We start from the raw sequence: 18,019 nt of genomic DNA on the forward strand, positions 1-18,019 counted from the left end.
TTATGGGGTTGTTGATACTTGGATTAGGAAACCCTGGATTAGAATTTTCTTTAACTAGGCATAATGTTGGTTTTTCTCTTTTGGATAAAATTGTTTCTAAAAACGGCCTTTTTTTAAAGAGAAAAAAAAAGTATGAATATTCAGAATTAAAAATGATTTCCGGAAGAGTAATTTTGGTTAAGCCATTGACCTATATGAATCTAAGTGGCTCTCTATTTCCTTCAATATTTTCAGATTTTTATATGTGTATAAAGAATTTATTAGTGGTTCTTGACAATGTTGATCTTCCCCTGGGAAAATGCAGGCTTAAAGAGCGAGGTGGTGTGTCTACTCATAATGGTCTTAGATCGATTTCAAGTGTTCTTGGAAGCTCTAACTATAGTAGACTTTATATTGGGGTTGGAAGCAATCTTATGCGTGATATAAAGAGTTTTGTTCTTTCTAGATTTTGCAAGGATGAAATGGATAGACTTGAAAAATTGTATGATTTTTTAAGTGATGAGCTGATTGATATTAGCGAAGCAAATTTTAAAAATAAGGTTCAAAAAATTAATTCTAGTAATTTTTAATGCATTTTTTAGACGAAAATATACAAATTAAAATAGATAAATTTTATAAAAAAAATTCTTTAGATAAAAATCGGGTTATTGTTGCTTTTTCTGGCGGGGCTGATTCTACGGCTTTATTATTGAATTTAAAATATTACCTGAGCAATAATGTTATTGCATTTTATTTTGCTCATTTTATTAGATCTGATAATGAGCAAAATCAAGAGATAGAGCATGTAAAGGGGTTTTGCGATCTTTACAATATTGCTTTACAAATTAAAAAATGTGATATAGATATAAAAAGTGAATCAGCTAGGTTGGGAGTATCTATTGAGGAGCTTGCAAGGAAATTTAGATATATTGCTTTAGAAAATGCTCTTAAAGAAAATGGCGCAAATTATATTGCACTTGCTCATAACGAAAACGATCAAATTGAAACAATAATTATGAGATTTTTTCAAGGATCTTTTTTGGATGGTCTTTCAGGTATTCCTAGTGTCAATAGAAACATTATAAGGCCCTTGCTTGAGGTTTCAAGACTAGAAATTGAAAATTTTTTATCTTTGAATAATATTGGGTTTTTTGTTGATAGTACAAATGCTCAAAATTTATATCTAAGAAATAGGGTTAGAAATAATTTGCTACCCGCTATAAAAAAGGTTTTTAAAGGATATGAAAAATGTCTTAAAAGAATATCTGAATTTTCAAAGGAATTTGCGGATTATTTTGGAAAAGATGAATTTTTTCCTGTTGAGAAAGGTAAATATTATTATTCTTTTGATCTGAAAACTTTCTTAGATTTTCCTAAGTATTTGGTATTTAGATTGATTTTTAAAATTTTAAATTCAGAAGGAATTGCAGCCAAAGTTTCTTATAAAGCTCTTAATGAAGCGTTTAAAGTAGAGATTAATAGGAAAAAAAATAATGTTTTGTTAAAAACCAATGATTTTTTTTTAGAAAAAAGGCATAATAAAATTAATTTAATTTTTAAAAGGGATGAAAAATTTTACAAACCTTTTGATTTTATTTTGGAAGTTGGTAAATGGCATAGTTTATCTTTAGGTAAGATTTTGCTAAAATATTTAGAGTGTAATGCAGCTTCTGTATCAAGATTAAAATGTTGTTCTTATGAGTTTAGGTATAAATTTTTTAAGGATAGATTGAAAGCAAAAAAATTTTTTTCTAAGTTTATAAGGTGTAATCCGGCTTATTTAATGTTGTTAGCATTAGATAACAGGTTAATTGGGATTATTGATTTAAATACTTTAAACTTAGTATGGAGTGAAAAAAGCATTCTTAAAAAAATTAATATATCTTTGATTGGAGGGCTTTTAAAGGAATGAATGGCAATAATAATATGAATAACAATGGAAAATCTAACAACAAAAAAAAGAATAAAAATTGGATTTTAGGACTTGTTGTTGTTTTTCTAATTTCAGCAATATTTATGTCATATTTTATAAGGGGGGGGGAAAGCTATAAAAATGTTCCTTATAGCACTTTTCAGAGTTATTTAGACAATGGTCTAGTTGAGTCTGTAGTAATAATTGATAAAAATTTGATTCAATTTGTCGTCAAGGGTTCTAACTTTGCAAAGTCTTATTTTTCTACCAGCATTCCCTATCTTGATATAAATTTACTTTCAGAACTAAAAAATAAAAAAGTTGAGCTTAGCTCAGGGAAAAGTCAAGCTTCTCTGATTGGGGTTTTATTACAAACTTTGCCATGGATTTTGTTTTTTATTTTCTTTTTCTTTATATTTCGTCAAACTCAAGGTGGCGGTGGGAAGGTTTTTACATTTGGGAAAAGTAATGCTCAAAAGTATGAAGCTGGAAAGAATAAAATCACCTTTAAAGATGTGGCTGGTCAAGAAGAGGTTAAGCAAGAGCTTCGAGAAGTTGTCGAATTTCTTAAAAATCCAAAAAAATTTGAAAAAATAGGTGCAAAAATCCCCAAAGGAGTGCTTTTAGTGGGCTCTCCGGGTACTGGCAAGACTTTGCTTGCCAAAGCCGTTGCCGGTGAGGCTGGGGTTAGTTTCTTTCACATGTCAGGCTCAGATTTTGTTGAAATGTTTGTTGGGGTTGGAGCAAGTCGTGTTAGAGATTTATTTGATAATGCTAGAAAAAATTCTCCATGTATTATTTTTATTGATGAGCTTGATGCTGTTGGTCGAAGTCGTGGTGCGGGGCTTGGCGGTGGTCATGATGAAAGAGAGCAAACTCTTAATCAGCTGTTAGTTGAAATGGATGGATTTGGAACGCATACCAATGTAATTGTTATGGCCGCTACAAATCGTCCCGATGTTCTTGACTCTGCTTTGCTTAGGCCTGGACGATTTGACAGGCAAGTAACAGTTTCTTTGCCTGATATTAAGGAAAGAGAGGCAATATTAAATATTCATTCTTTAAAAACGAAGCTTTCAAAAGATATTAATTTACAAGTAATAGCAAGAGCTACTCCTGGAGCTAGTGGTGCTGATCTTGCAAATTTAATTAATGAAGGAGCCTTAATAGCTGCAAGGAATAATCAAGATGAAATTTTAATGAAGGATATGGAAGAAGCCAGAGATAAAATATTGATGGGAGTTGCAAAAAAATCCATGACTATTACTGATAGGCAAAAGCTTGAGACGGCTTATCATGAGGCAGGCCATGCTTTGCTTCACTATTATCTTGAACATGCTGATCCACTTCACAAAGTTACCATTATTCCAAGGGGCAGGGCACTTGGTGTTGCATTTTCTCTTCCAAGGGAAGATAGACTTTCAATAAACAAACACCAAATTCTTGACAAAATAAAGATATGCTATGGTGGTTATGCTAGCGAGCAAATAAATTTGGGTGTTACAACAGCGGGTGTTCAAAATGATTTAATGCAAGCTACTAGTTTGGCTAAAAAAATGGTTACGGAGTGGGGAATGGGTGAAGAAGTTGGTCCAATATTTTTAGTAGACGATGAAGCACCTATTTTCCTTCCGAAAGAGTTTTCAAAGGCTAAAGCTTATTCTGAGAACACTGCCGATAAAGTTGACAGAGAGGTAAAAAGAATACTTGAAGAATGTTTAAAAGAGGCATCGGATATTCTTTTAAAGCATAAGGATCAACTTGTTAAGCTTGCAAAAGAACTTGTTTTAAAAGAAACTTTGACAGACAAAGAAGTGAGAGAGCTTTTGGGTTTTGAAGCTAATAAGGATGAATACGATTTATTTTCATCAGACTCTACTACAAAAGAAGTAAAGGGGGAGGATGTAAAAGGTTAGGCAAGTGTTTATGTTTTATTTGAAGATGGGTTTCATTCTTTTTATTTCTATAAACCTATATGCAATTTCAGTCAAAGAAGATGAAGATATTTCAAGTATTCTTTTCAATGAGTCTAAAAATTTTTCCAATTTACAAAAAGGAAATGATTTAATTTATGGATCTCTTGATTTCAATTTGCTAGCTTCAGATGCTCTTTATGAGCTTTCATTAAAAGAGAATGTTGCTTTAACGGATAAAATTTATTTATTAAAAGAAGCAATTAATATTAATAACTTTAAAGCAGTAACCCTTAAAGAAGTATACACTTATTATTTTTCGTTGCTTTTAAGACAAAATGAAAATAAGAATATGTATGAAGAAATTATTACTTTGTATAGAAACTTGAATGAAGAATTGCAAATAGACAAAGATTTAATTTGCATGAGGCTTGAAGCTTCTGGAAGACTTGAAAGTTTTGGAGATGATTTCAAAAAAATTTTATTTAAGGCTTTTTCTTTATATGGTAATGATTTTTTATTTTTTAAATGGTTTTTAAAAGAAGATAGGTTTTTTTTTAGCATCTTTAATACTATTAGATCAAAAGAAGATTTTTTCTTTACAACCGAAAACATTAATTATATATTTAGAAATTCAAATTTTAATTATGACAATTCTGTTTCTTTGTTTTCTTTTCTTAAGGGCAAAATTAAAGAATATAATGGAATTCACGGTATTTATTTTTTAAAATACAAACTTTTAGATCCTGATGAAGCTTATAGGATTTTTAAAAAATTTCCTCCTGAGACAATAAATGAATATAAAATGTTTTATGATCTTTTAGAGGATCCCGACATGAAGAGTAAATTTTTAGAAGATTATAAAAGTTTGTCAGGAATTTATTGCATTGATAATAAAAATAATGTTGCCATACTAAAAGATGGAGTTTTAGTAGGCATTTTTTCAGGAATAGTAGATTTTGACAGCAAATTTAGTTTAAATAGCAAATATTTTAATAAAATTTATTTTAAAGATAAGTCTCCAGTTTATTATGAGAATAGTTTGCTTGGTTATAAAATAAATTATTCTGTTTATCCTTATGTTGATATGATTGAGGTTCAATATCCTGATAAAAGAGATGTTTATACCTTTGCTTTACATGCTTTTAAGTTTAATCTTTTTAACAATTTGGGCTGCAATTTTAATAGTTTTGGGATCAGAGAGTTGTTCTTGATTGATATTAGGGATTTTTTTATTCCAAATGCTTTAAATTTATTTTTTGAAAAAACTTCTGTTTTGGATATTAGATCAAGCTTGATAAGTAAAAAAAAATATTTTGGATCTAATTTGGTAGAAATTAAAAATTATGTGGTTGGAAGTTTGGTTTCAATTTATAAAAAAGTTAATAGTTCTAAAAAATTTAATTATATTGAAATTTATGAGAAGAATAAACTAAAAATAAAGAAAGCTTTGTTAGATGATGATAGTTTTGAAAGCTATTATTCTTTTGAATAATAGCTTTAATAAGATCCTAAATTATTAATTTTTAGGCTTTTAATGTTAATGTTTTTTGTTGTTTTTATTTATATAATTGAATTTGATTTACTTTAGGGAGGATTTTTGGGTTTTTGTTTAGACTTTGCTAATAAAGAAGATACTAAATTAAATAACATTGTCTCTGTTAGTCATTTTGATTTTAGGGTAAAAATAAACTTAATTCTTGTAGTTGGACCCATGGGAAGTGGAAAAACAGAATATGCTGCAAAAATTTATAAAGATTCGCTTGTTGTAAGAAAAAAATCTTTCAAGGTATTGGGCAATATTATTAAAGGAAATAGAAGTAGGGTTAATGTATTTTTTATTAGAAATTTTCTCGACAAGAGGAGGTTTCAAGATTATCCAGAAAACGTAATACCATATAGAGGCGGTGGAAAAGATAAAATTGATGAGATTGGTTATGCTAGCAACTCTTTTGATATTGAAAATTTAATAGCCTCTAATCCTAGTTGTGGCACTTTTATTATTGATGAGGCATGTTTTTATGATGAACGTTTAATTTTTGTTTTAAATAAAATTTCATCAAATGAGAATATTTTATTTATATTACCTACACTGCTTTATAATTTTAGAAAAGAATCTTTCAATGATACTGCCAAACTTTTAGTAGAATATTCAGATAAGATTTATAAGCTTGGAGCTTATTGTGGGCACATTGATTGCATGGAAGAATCTTTTTTTTCGTATAGGTATTATTTTTACAACAATAAAGAAATTCCAGCTCCTTATTTTGATCCTTTGCTTATTGTTGGTGGCGATGAAGAGATTGAATCTGCTATTTACCCAAATTACTCTACAAGATGTTCAATGCACCATTATCTTATAGGTAAGGAATATTTTTTTTCTTTTTTAAAGCCATTTGCTTTGCTATATTCACAAGGAGATAAAAAATTTCTTGAAAATGAAATTGTAGCACTAAGCACTGATGTTGAAAATTCTAATTTTGTAAATTCTTTAGATAGTGAAAAAGCGCGTGAATTTAGAGCCGAAATTTTAAGAAATATTTTAGAATTGCCTTTTTTAGCAGAAAGAGCCTTAATAACTCTTTTCTCAGAATATAGTATTTTGAGTAAGGATAATTTTAAAGATCTTGTTTTTAAGTTTTCTTTAAATAAGGATTATATAAATAAAATTTTTTTTTCCAAAGAGGGCAAAGAGTTTTTTTAATAATAGTTTGGCCCTTGTTCAAAAAATGCTTTAGTTTCGTCAATTCTTAGTAGTTCTTTTTTAATAATGTCATAGTAATTAAGCTCTTTAAGAGAAATTTTATGATATTCATCTTCCCAGTTTGTTATTCCATCGTTTTCTAGTTTAACAGTTGTGTAATTTTCAAGTTTTTTGTGGTATTTTAGTGCTTCGCTGTAGTAATTAATAGCTAGTTTATATAATTTTTTTGATTTTTCTAGATTGGAAATAATTCCATCTTTTTCTGGAGTTTTGAAAAAATATAAATTTCTTGTGTCGAATAAATCTCCTAAATGTAAATTTTGCCTAACTAGAAGCAAGTTTACATGCATTTTGAAAAGAAGTTTATATTTTTCCCACTGTTCTTTGGTTTCTATTTTAGTTAGAGAATATTTTGGATTTCCAAATGGGTATTTTAAGGCTTTTTGAAGAAAAAATATATTTTTTTTATAGTTTTCAGGTTTTTTTTTCATTTGAGAATTAAAAATTACATACCATTGTTCTGCGTAATAAAATTTGGACGATGCATTTATCTTTGCAACTGATACTAAAAGAAATAAAATTAAATTTATTTGGAAGGGGACATTTTTGAAAATATGCATATGATTAATTATATTAGAATTTTATTAGATTGAAAATTTTTTTTGCGTTTTTATCTAAATTATCTTTTATTGAATTGTTGATGTAAATCACATTAATTTTTTTTTCTAGTTTTTTAAATATTTTTAAATATTTTAGAGCAATTTGTTCAAAAGTTTTATATTTTTCAAGTTCAAAAAGATCACTTTGTGTTCTATTTTTCTGTATTCTTTCATAAGCTATGTTTGGGTCTGTTTCGATAAAGAATACTTTTTCAGGCAATGGGAAATTTTTATTTAATTCATATCCTAATTTTCCTTGATATGCAATCGATGAGAATAAATAGCGATCAGTTATTATTTTTCTAGATTTTGTGTTTAAAATTTCCAGTATTCCACCTTTTTTATATAAATGATCGTGTCGGTCTGCAGCATAAAGATATGCAAATGTTGATTCTTCTAAAGGATTTTCAAAATTCATTAATTGCTTTCTTATCATTTCTCCAATTATTCCACTTGATGGTTCTTTTGTAAAATAATACCTTGATTCATCGTTGCAAAGAGCTTTTAGTTTATTAGTGATGCTTGTTTTCCCGCTTCCATCAATTCCTTCTATGCAATAAAAGTTTTTCAATATTTTAATCACAAATATTTTTTCTTCCTTTCTTTTGGTGTCAATAATTAGGTTATCGATAATTATTATATAATAATAATTATCGATAGAGTGTATGAATTTGTTGTTTTTGAGAAGTAAGACATTTATATTGTTGATTTTGCCATTTTTTATTTTTGTTTTAATAATTTTTTCCATTAATCTATTTGTTCAAGCTCAAATTTATTCTGCAAAGTTTTTTGCTATAAAATATCTTGAATCAAAATTTGGCTTTAAGATTAAATATGATAAAATTTCACCGTATTTCTTATCATCAATCAAGATAGACGGTTTAGAGTTAAGCTTGGATGGAAAAGATAAAATATTAATAGATATTGTTAGGATAGATTTAAATCTGTTTAAATTAATTTTGGGTGATGAAAATATTATTTTAAATGTTTATGTTAAAGGAAGTAATTTCAATTTTGATATAAACGACTTTAGTTTATCTGGCGATTTAAATCCTAGCAATGCCTATTCTGACAATGAAAATACAGTTTTTAATAAAATTTTAAACTACCTTTATAGATTAAATATTAATTTAGAAAATATCAATATTAATATCAAGCTTAATGATAATAGTTGGCTTAATTTTCAAGTTAAAAATTTTTCCTTAAGTACCGTAGATGAAGATTTTTTATTTAGCTCTGTAGTTGATTTTAGTGCTGTTAAAAATTTAGAAATTAATTTACCCTTTGAAAGAGTTGATGATGGAATTTTGGATTCAACTTTCTATTTTGAGGGGAAATTCAAAAAAGGCTTTGAAGATGGCTATGTTAATTTTAGCTTTTTTGAATTTAAAACAAGTTATTTTTCTTTACTTGAGCAGGGGTTCCAAATAAATTATTCAAAAGGAAATTTAAAAATTTTTAATTTACGAAGAGAGAATTTTGATTTTAATTTAAGTTATGACAAGGCTAATGGTTTTGTTCGATTAGATGCTTTATTTTTCAATGTTAGTCTTTTAGATTGGATTAAGCTAAACAAAGGCTTTGAAATTTATAAAGATTATTTTGATATAAGTTTAAATGGGCAATTGGCATTTTCTTATGATTTTAAGGACAAAGATTTAAGATATGCAGGAATAATAGATTCATCTTTAAATGTAGATACTATAGGAAAAGAAGTTCAAGGCTTGCAGCTTGAAATCAAGGGGGATGATAGAATTGTAAGTGTTAAGAATGCTTTTTTAAAGCTTAAAAGGGGGGTTGTAAACTATAAAGGTTATTATTCTTTGAAAGATTTGCTTCCAATGGGACGTCTTAACTTTAAGTCTGCAAAAATTTTAAACTTTAACGACCTAAATGGGTATTTAGATTTTAATAAAGATAAAGATATTTTTTCGGTTAAGTCTGATAATTTTAGTCTTGGAAATCTTAGTTTTCAAAATTTAATTTTAAAAACTTATTTTTTAAAGGATAAAATTTTTGTTGACTATTTGATTTATTTAGAAAATAAAAACTCTCAAATTTCTTTAAAAGGAGATCTTAATGATGAAGAATTTTCTTTAAGCTTAGGTATTAAAGAATTTCCTTTGCTTTTTTTAAAAGAAGTTATTCCCAGTTCTCACTTGATAAATTTTTTTCCCAAGACTTTATTTTCAGGTAAATATTTAAATTTGGTTTCTGATTTTAATTTTAATAAATTTAATTATCATAAAAATAAATTAAAAAAATTCAATTTCATGGTATTTTCAAAGTTAGACAATTTCAAATTTGTGCTTGATGCCAGTGGAGAAAAAAATTTTTACAAATCAAACAATTTTGATTTGCAGTACAATGATCACAATTTGCATTCTAACTTGTTTGTTGAACTATTTGAAAGTGGGTTTAATATTAGCACGAATTTTTCTTATTTGAATAAAGTTTATCCTTTGCATTTTAATGTTAATCTTAAAGATAAGTTTATTGTTGCCGAATCTCCTCTTGGTATTAAATTAGATTTTAATTATTTTGATTCTAAAGTAGTTTATACCCTTAATGTTAATGATTTTAAGGTTTACAATAAAACCTCTGATCTTTTAATAAATATAAATTTTAATGGGAACTATTTAGGCCTTAATGAAGATTTGAAATTTAAAATAGACGAGTTTAATATAATAAAAGTTTCTAAAACACCTGCCTATAATTTCAACTTTGGTTTTAAGGGCTTATATGAATATGATAAATTGTACATTTCTGATGTTAAACTTATAAACAAACTTTCAAATTTGCAAGGATATGGACAATTTAATTTAAAAGATAATTTTAATGGAAGTTTGAATCTATTTTCTAGCTTAAATTCAGAGAGATATTTTTTAGGGGTTAATTCCGATGAATATGGAAGTTATTTTTTGCTTAAATTTCAAGACTTAGATTTTTACAATTTTAATTCTTTCTCCCTTTTAGAGGGAAAGGTTAATGGTAATTTTTTGCTAAATTTTAAAAAGAATGATTTTAAAAATTATTCTTTGAGTGGATATCTTGAGGCAKATAAATTAACTTTTTTGGGCGTTCCCGTTCAGTTTTCTATGAATTTAGGATTATTGGATAATAAGCTTAACATATATGACATAAAAGCCAAGCGCAATAAAAAAGAGTTTCTTACCGGAAGCTTAAGATATGACCTAAGCAGTTCTATAGGGGTATCTAATATAGTTTTTAATAGCGACTTGTTTTCTTACAGGTTTAATGCAAATTTTAGAAATTTCCAAAGTGGAGTTGAAGAGCAATTTGGAGTTTTGAAAACCAAAACAGAGGGCGAATTTTTCTTTAGAGACATTAAGTATAAAAATGAATCTTTATCCAATCTTACGATTGAATTTAGCAATGATTTTGAAAAATTTAATATGGCTTCAATTGATTATGACCTTGTTAATGTTTTATATCATTATGGCAGTGGGGAATATAGCTTTATTTTAAAAGATTATTTGCCCCTTAGTTTTAATTCGTCAGGCAAAATAATTAAAAATAAAATTCTTGGAAATGTGAGAGATATTAAATTTGATTCAAAAATAATCACCAAAGATTTTTTGGATTCACATTCTTTATTTAATGTTGACAATCATTTTATTCTTTACGATCTTGTTTTAAATGGTGAATTCGATATTGATGGGGATTTGTATAATCCTAATATTAATGGAAGTTTAAATATTCAAAAAGGATCAATTAGCACTGAGTATTTAAGAGCTTCTAGAAAATTTGGTGGTGATAGAGCTTTAGAAATATTTGATATGCCAGTTGCAATTCAGGATAATAAAATCATTTTTAGTAATGAGTTTAACCTAGATCGATATTCCAAGATTTTTGTTTCTACTAGTTTAAATTTAAATTTTTTAAGTGATACTATTATTGATTATTACAAAATAGATATTAATGTGACTGGTAGAACGGGAGTTCCTATTAAATTTGAAAAAATTGCCTTAAGCTTTACAGGCTATGCTTTAGGCGATTTTTCAATTGAAGGAAATGCTGATGAAATTATGTTTAAAGGCATTTTAAATATTTCAAATGCTTGGGTTTATTCTCTTGAAAGTTCTGTTGTTGATTTATTAATAAATCCTTTCAAACGAGCAAAAAGATTGCAAACTGATATTAATCTTCTAGATTTTGATATTTTAACTGATCTTGAGATAAATTTTGACAGCGGTGTTACTTTTCATTGGCCAGATAGTAATATTTCTTTTTTACAAGCTACTATTTCAAGAGGGGATAAACTTGTAATAAAATCTGACACAAAAACAGATGATTTTATTATTAAGGGAGATTTGAATATTGCAAGTGGTTTTGTTAATTATAATAATAAAAAATTTATTTTTAAAAGCGGCTCTTATATATCCTTTAATGAGAGTAGGGCTAAATTTGATCCATGGATAAAAGCGGAGGCTACAAATACTATTAAGGATAGAAATGATAAACTGCTTGTTACAATAAGCATTGATAGTCCTTTAAGTTTATGGAAAATTGAGTTTATGTCTTATCCTTCTAGAAATGAGCAGGAAATTAAATATTTGCTTTCAGGCTCAACAATAGGAGGGTATGAGGGAGGATTGCGATCGGCAGGGACTAATGCTGCTGAAATGGCAATTGGAATAGTAAGTGACATTGCTCTTGATTTTTTAATTCAACCCATTGAAGATTATATGCGTTCTGTATTAAACTTAGACTTGTTGAGTATAAAGACAGATATATTGAAAAATTCTATTAATAGTAATTTTTTCAAAATCGGGAATCCTACTTTTGTTGATGTTCTTGACAATACAAGTGTTAAGGTAGGCAAATATCTTGTTGAGGGTGTTTTTATTAGTGGGGGCTTTGGTTTTTTGAAAGAACAAATGTCTCCTTTTTCAAAAGATTTAAATTTTGTTGTCAATTTGGGTATTGAGTTTGATTCTCCATTTTTTTTGGTTAATTATGAGTTTGATTACAATTTTATGAAAAAAGGTTTAGATGGAATAGGAAATAATATAGGCATTTCTTGGAAATTTAAATATTAAATTGTTAAGAGGTTAAGATGGGTTCAATTAGAGGTTTGTTTTTTGTAAGTTTTTTAATATTTTTTGTTGTTTTTAGTTTTGGTCAAGTTGAAAATTACAAGGGGAAAATAATAAAGGGTATTAATTTTGAAGGACTTAAGAATAAGAAGGAGAGAGATTTTATTAATATTTTAAAACCTTACATTGGCGTGTCATATTCTAATGAAATTTTTGATAAATTGCAAATTGATCTTTATTCTCTTGATTATTTTTCTGGGCTTATTAAGCCTATATTTAAAATAGATGGTGAGGATCTTTTTATTACATTTATTGTAAAAGAAAAATCTTTAGTTAATTCTGTTGTTTTTTCTGATAGCAGTAGAGTTTTTTGGAATAGCGAACTTGTTGAGAAGGTGAATATTAAAACCAATGAGCCTTTAAATCTTGCAAGTGTTAATAAAGGTATTGGCAAGCTTGAAGAGATGTATAAAGACATGGGATATCTTGAGGTTTCTGCAAATTTTGAAATCAAAGAAGAAGGAAATTTAGTTGATATTATTTTTAATATAGTAGCTGGACCCAAATATGTTGTTAAGGGGATTGACTTTGAAGGAAATTTAAGCTTTAAAAGCAGTACCTTGAGGAAATCTTTAGCATCAAGAGTAGTGTCTCTTTTCTCAGATGGTAAATATTTAAAAAGTAATGTTGATAAAGACAAGCGTCAATTAGAGTCTTTTTATAAAAATAATGGATATATTGATGTTAAGATTATCAATAGCACTGTTGATATTAAAGATTCCCTTAAAGATTCTAAAAGACTAGAAAAGGAAGTTTTTTTGAAATATTTTCTTTCAGAAGGCAATGTTTTTAGATTTGGAAAGCTTGAAATTTCTGGTAATTCAGTTTTTAGTTTGGAAGAATTAAAAAGTTTTATTACCTTTAGCGAAGGTGATATTTTTAATGATTCTAAATTTGAGCAGGATTTTGTCAAAATTAAGGAAAGTTATTTTAGAGAAGGGTATATTTTTACAGAAATTATTCCTTCGCAAAAGATAAGAGGGGAATTTGTTGATTTGTTAATTAAAATTTTAGAAAAGGATAAAGCTCATATTGAGTCTATTACTGTTTCTAAAAATAAAAATACAGCTTCGCATGTAATACTTAGAGAGATTCCTCTTCAAGAGGGAGATGTTTTTAGTTTGGACAAGTTTAAGATGGGTATGGCAAATTTACAGCAGCTTGGTTATTTTTCAAATGTAATTCCTGATATTGTTCCAGGCAATACAGAAGGGCTTATGAAAATAAATTTAAACATTGAGGAGCGAGCAACAAGTAATTTTGGATTTGGTATGAATTTTGGAGGCAATTCAAATTCTTCATTTCCATTCTCAGTATTTGGGCAGTGGGAGCTTTCTAATTTTTTAGGCGAAGGCTATTATTTTGCAGCAAGACTAAATTTATCTTTTTTAGAGCAAAGTCTTAGTTTGACATTTAGAGATAATTGGTTTTTTCAAAAAAGATGGACCGTAGGTGGATTTATAGATTTTTCACATTCCGTTAATACTGCTTATCAGGATATTAATGGGCCTATTTTTTCTGGCAAGAGGGAAGTTCCTGATCCATTTACAAGTTGGGAAGAATATCGAGATGCTAAAAGCTTTTCCGATTTTAATGCTATGAATTATTCTTTGCTTAAACTTAGTTTTGGAGCGTTTACCGGGTATACTTTTTCTAATTATCTTGGCAAACAAACCCTTCTTGGCACTTTGCAAACTGCTTTAAAATATGTTTTTTATGATAATGAGGTTAACAGACCTTCAAATTATTATTTAAGAGACAATTATAAAACTTTTAGATTTGAAAATTCTCTTAGTTTGAGCGCGGCTTGGGATACAAGAAATTCTACCTCTTTATCTAATAATGGATTTTTACTTAAGCAACAGTTTGATTTTTTTGGTGGATTTTTATTTGGTCAGAGCCATTTTATTAAATCTTCTACAACTTTTGAGAGATATTTTTCTCTTTTGGGATATGAGGATGTGTTTACTCCTTATTTTGATATTATTTTGACCTTAAGGAGTGTCTATTCAAATATATTACCTCCTCTTGGTAATGGTTTTGAAATTGAAATTCAACCCCATCACCACATAATTCTTAGTGAAAATTTTATGCAGGCTAGAGGTTGGGGGATTTTGAAAAATATTTACAGTTCTTTTGTAAATACTGTGCAGATATCTATTCCTTTGTTAAAAAATATTTTAGTTTGGGATGCTTTTTTTATAGATTTTGCTTCCTATTCTTTAGAAGGGCAAGAAAATTCTTTGTTTAGACCTTTTAGTAGTTTTGCTTTTAGCTGGGGAACTGGAATTAGAAGTCTTTTACCTCAATTGCCGCTGTCTTTTGTAATAGCTTATCCTTTTTATTTTGACAATGATAAAGTTAACAGCTATTACAAATATTATTCTGGATTTAAATTTTTCTTAGGAATTGAGATGAGATATTGATTAATGCTATGGAGAAATTTGTGTTTTTTTTGATTTTACCATTGTTTTTTTTATTATCTTTTAATGTTTTTTCGATAGATGTTATTAAGATAGGAATTGTTGATTTTGATAGAATTGTGATTGAAGTTTTAAATCCTCAATTGAAAGCTAATCTTGATCAAATAAAAAATCGGTATCAAGAACAAATAAATACGTTAAATTTAGAGCTTAAGAATTTAAAACATATGTATGATAAATCGATTGCTGATAATGATTTAGATAATGCAAGATCTTTTGGAAATCAATATAATTTGAAAGTTGATGAGCTAAAGAGAGTGTCTAGTTTAGCAAAGAATAATTTAGAACAGCAGAGATTGGCCAATATTAATAGTTTAAATAATAATAGTGAATCTTTAAGTAAAATACTTCGTGGTATTCAATATGTTGCAGAAATTAATGGGTTTTCTTTGATTATGAAAAAAAATAATCCATATATTCTTTACCACAATAGCACTGTTGATATAACAAACGATGTTGTTAAGCATCTTTTAGAAAAGGACAATAAAAACCCTTAAAGTTAATTAAATTTAAAACATTAGGCTTTTTAATAATTAAATAGCGTTTAATTGCGTAAAATATTTTTTTTATGGTCTTTTTATTATTTTATATTCTTTCTTTTTAATTGAATTATATTTATTTTATAATATCAATTGTAATTCAATATTATTTAGGAAGCATATGGAAAAAAATGTTACCCCAATGATAAGGCAGTATTTAGATATCAAGAAAAAATATAAAGATGCTGTTCTTTTTTTCAGAGTAGGAAGTTTTTATGAAATGTTTTTTGATGATGCAATTGAGGTAAGCAAGCTTCTTAATTTAACGTTGACAAAAAGAGAAAATGTTCCAATGTGTGGGGTTCCTTATCATACCAGTAAAGAATATATAAGGAAATTAATTTTATTTGATAAAAAGGTTGCAATTTGTGAACAAGCGTCCAATTCTACTTCTGGGGGGCCTTTAGAAAGAGAGGTTGTTGAGGTAATAACCCCAGGCGTTATTATTGATGAAGATTTTTTAAATGATGATATTAATAACTATTTAGTTGCTATTAGTGATTATAAAGATTATTATTCGTTTTCTTATATAGATTTATCTACTTCCAGTCTTGGAATAATGTTTTATGAGAATGGTTTTTTTGAAAAACTTAAAAGGGATCTTGAGAAATACTCTCCTAAAGAGATAATAGTTTCTGAAAATTTTTATTATGAATACTCAGAGAAGCTTAATCTTAGTAGATTTTTAATTAACAGAGTTCCTACTTGGCATCTTGATAAGGATATTGCAATAAAAACAATAAAGGAGCATTTTAACATACTTGGATTGAGCTCTCTTGGATTTGATGAGGAAAAGCCCTATTACATTTCAATTTTTCTTATTATAAATCATATAAAAAATAATTTAAAAAATTTATTAAGTAATATTGATAAAATAGATATCAATAATGATTCTTCGTACATGTTTCTTGATGACGTAACTCAAGTTAATCTTGAACTTGTAAAAAATAATAATGATTTTTCTTCTCAATATTCATTATATTCTGTGTTAAATGATTGCAAAACTGCAATGGGAAAGAGACTTTTAAGAGAATTTATTTTAAATCCAATTTTAAATATTTCTGAGATTAATACCAGGCTAGATCATGTTGAATTTTTTTGCAAAAATATTAGCTTGACTGTGACTTTAAGAGAAACTTTTATTAATATATGGGATATTGAGAGAATAATATCTAGGATTCAAATGAAAAGATATATTAAAAAAGATTTTTTATTTATTGAAAAAGCTCTTTCTGTATTTTTTACGGTAAAAAAGTTATTTGACAAGCATAATTTTGATTATTGGAATTTTGATAAATTTGAAGAGGATAGTATTTCTAAAGTTTATTTTTTGATAAATAGTGCAATTTCAAGTGCACCTGATGAACTTATTAAAAGAGGTTATGACTTAAAGCTTGATAACTTAAAAGATTTAAAGATTAATGCAAATAAATATATTGATCAATATCTTGAATCAGAGAGATTGCTTAGCAAGATTAATAACCTAAAGATTAGAAAAACTAATAATAGGGGGTTATTTTTTGAAGTTACAAAGAGTAATTATGCTCAAGTGCCACCACATTTTATGGAAAGCCAAGCTTTAAATTCTTCAAAAAGATATAAAACAGAAAAACTTATTTCTCTTGAGGTGGATATTAATAATGCTGAAGATAATGTGGTTGCTTTTGAACAGGAAATTTTTGATGAAATAGCATCAAATGTTGTTATGCATAATAAAGTTCTTAAAAAGGTTGCAGAATTTTTTGCATATATTGATTTAGTTGTTAACTTTGGTTATTTGGCAAAAAAAAATGAATATAAAAGGCCTGTATTGACATCTGGTAAAGAAATTCTTCTTGAAAAGTCTCGGCATCCTGTTGTTGAGCACTACACTAAAAATACTGAAATCTTTACTGAAAATTTTGTAAGAATTAATAAAGAAAAGTATTTTTGTTTAATTACTGGACCTAATATGGCAGGTAAATCAACCTATTTGCGTCAGGTGGCTTTAATTACTTTAATGGCGCATATAGGCTCTTTTGTGCCAGCTTCTAAAGCTTTAATAGGTATTACAGATAAAATTTTTTGCAGGATTGGAGCAAGTGATAACATTGCCAAAGGGGAATCCACTTTTTTAGTTGAAATGAATGAAACAGCCAACATTTTAAGGAATGCAACAGAAAAGAGTTTAATAATTATGGATGAAGTTGGAAGAGGTACTAGCACAAATGATGGGCTTGCTATTGCTTATTCTATTATAGAGTATATTTTAGAGTATATTAAAGCTAGAAGTTTGTTTGCCACACATTTTCATGAATTGTCGTCTATTAATCATCAGGCTTTTATTAATCTTTCAATGAAAATTGAAAAGCAGGGCAACGATCTTGTTTTCTTAAGAGAAGTTGAAGAAAAGCCATCTCTTAATTCTTATGGTATTTATGTTGCTCGCATAGCAGGACTTCCCTTAAGGGTAATAGATAGAGCTAATGTTATTCTAGAAAGTTTGGTGGGCCGAGAGGGCAACTCTTGTTTAGAGTTTCTTCCCCATGTTTCTTCTGATGGTAATGATAAAGAGATCTTGAAAAATGACACTGATATTCATATTAAATTAAATGAGTATTTAGAGTTAAAAAATTTTATTTCTAACATAGATATTAATAATATTACTCCTTTTCAATCAATTGAGCTGTTAAATCAAATTGTTTTAAAGGTTATTTCTCAGTCCAGTTAG

General features: G+C 27.6%; 11 protein-coding genes. 9 read left to right on the top strand and 2 right to left on the bottom strand.

Annotated features, from left to right (window positions below; genetic code table 11):
- Positions 1-2 precede the first annotated feature (2 nt).
- The 5 genes from pth to BB_RS04015 all read left to right on the top strand — a co-directional run bounded on the left by pth (position 3) and on the right by BB_RS04015 (position 6,508).
- Positions 3-569, top strand: a complete 567-nt coding sequence (pth, locus tag BB_RS03995; protein WP_002660982.1) for an aminoacyl-tRNA hydrolase — start codon at positions 3-5, stop codon at positions 567-569.
- Positions 569-1,891, top strand: coding sequence for a tRNA lysidine(34) synthetase TilS (gene tilS / locus BB_RS04000; RefSeq protein WP_002657033.1), 1,323 nt, complete (start codon positions 569-571; stop codon positions 1,889-1,891). The genes pth and tilS overlap by 1 nt, the downstream gene beginning before the upstream one ends.
- Complete coding sequence (gene ftsH, locus BB_RS04005) at positions 1,888-3,807, top strand: ATP-dependent zinc metalloprotease FtsH (RefSeq protein WP_002656600.1); 1,920 nt, start codon at positions 1,888-1,890, stop codon at positions 3,805-3,807. The genes tilS and ftsH overlap by 4 nt, the downstream gene beginning before the upstream one ends.
- Before the next feature lie 10 nt (positions 3,808-3,817).
- On the top strand, positions 3,818-5,299 hold the full coding sequence (locus BB_RS04010) for a hypothetical protein (protein WP_002657212.1): 1,482 nt from the start codon (positions 3,818-3,820) through the stop codon (positions 5,297-5,299).
- Between the two features lie 105 nt (positions 5,300-5,404).
- A complete protein-coding gene (locus BB_RS04015) occupies positions 5,405-6,508 on the top strand; it encodes a thymidine kinase (RefSeq protein ID WP_002657215.1) in 1,104 nt (367 codons plus the stop codon).
- Here the strand turns inward: BB_RS04015 and BB_RS04020 are convergent.
- Both BB_RS04020 and tmk read right to left on the bottom strand, forming a co-directional pair.
- Positions 6,505-7,128: a hypothetical protein gene (locus BB_RS04020; RefSeq protein WP_010889820.1), complete on the bottom strand. Its 624-nt coding sequence runs from the start codon at positions 7,126-7,128 to the stop codon at positions 6,505-6,507. The two genes, BB_RS04015 and BB_RS04020, sit on opposite strands and share 4 nt — an antisense overlap.
- Positions 7,129-7,141: 13 nt before the next feature.
- The gene (gene tmk, locus BB_RS04025; RefSeq protein WP_002557382.1) at positions 7,142-7,750 is read right to left on the bottom strand and encodes a dTMP kinase; all 609 of its coding nucleotides are present in this window, start codon (positions 7,748-7,750) and stop codon (positions 7,142-7,144) included.
- Positions 7,751-7,832: 82 nt separating this feature from the next.
- On the opposite strand from tmk, the gene BB_RS04030 reads away from it, so the two are divergent.
- The 4 genes from BB_RS04030 (at position 7,833) to mutS (ending at position 18,019) form a co-directional block, all read left to right on the top strand.
- Entirely contained in the window at positions 7,833-12,230 is a 4,398-nt protein-coding gene (locus BB_RS04030; protein WP_023003307.1) for a translocation/assembly module TamB domain-containing protein, read from the top strand.
- A gap of 17 nt (positions 12,231-12,247) precedes the next feature.
- A complete protein-coding gene (bamA, locus tag BB_RS04035) occupies positions 12,248-14,713 on the top strand; it encodes an outer membrane protein assembly factor BamA (RefSeq protein WP_010889821.1) in 2,466 nt (821 codons plus the stop codon).
- A 20-nt stretch (positions 14,714-14,733) separates the two neighbouring features.
- Entirely contained in the window at positions 14,734-15,267 is a 534-nt protein-coding gene (locus BB_RS04040; RefSeq protein ID WP_002656507.1) for an OmpH family outer membrane protein, read from the top strand.
- Positions 15,268-15,430: 163 nt separating this feature from the next.
- The gene (gene mutS / locus BB_RS04045; RefSeq protein WP_002657221.1) at positions 15,431-18,019 is read left to right on the top strand and encodes a DNA mismatch repair protein MutS; all 2,589 of its coding nucleotides are present in this window, start codon (positions 15,431-15,433) and stop codon (positions 18,017-18,019) included.

The organism is Borreliella burgdorferi B31, from assembly GCF_000008685.2.
Taxonomy (GTDB): domain Bacteria; phylum Spirochaetota; class Spirochaetia; order Borreliales; family Borreliaceae; genus Borreliella; species Borreliella burgdorferi.

What these genes read in the sequence shown, in the direction of transcription:
- pth (WP_002660982.1), top strand. Translation starts at nt 3, where the DNA reads ATGGGGTTGTTGATACTTGGATTAGGAAACCCTGGATTAGAATTTTCT.
- tilS (WP_002657033.1), top strand. Translation starts at nt 569, where the DNA reads ATGCATTTTTTAGACGAAAATATACAAATTAAAATAGATAAATTTTAT.
- ftsH (WP_002656600.1), top strand. Translation starts at nt 1,888, where the DNA reads ATGAATGGCAATAATAATATGAATAACAATGGAAAATCTAACAACAAA.
- BB_RS04010 (WP_002657212.1), top strand. Translation starts at nt 3,818, where the DNA reads ATGTTTTATTTGAAGATGGGTTTCATTCTTTTTATTTCTATAAACCTA.
- BB_RS04020 (WP_010889820.1), bottom strand. Translation starts at nt 7,128, where the DNA reads ATGCATATTTTCAAAAATGTCCCCTTCCAAATAAATTTAATTTTATTT.
- bamA (WP_010889821.1), top strand. Translation starts at nt 12,248, where the DNA reads ATGGGTTCAATTAGAGGTTTGTTTTTTGTAAGTTTTTTAATATTTTTT.
- mutS (WP_002657221.1), top strand. Translation starts at nt 15,431, where the DNA reads ATGGAAAAAAATGTTACCCCAATGATAAGGCAGTATTTAGATATCAAG.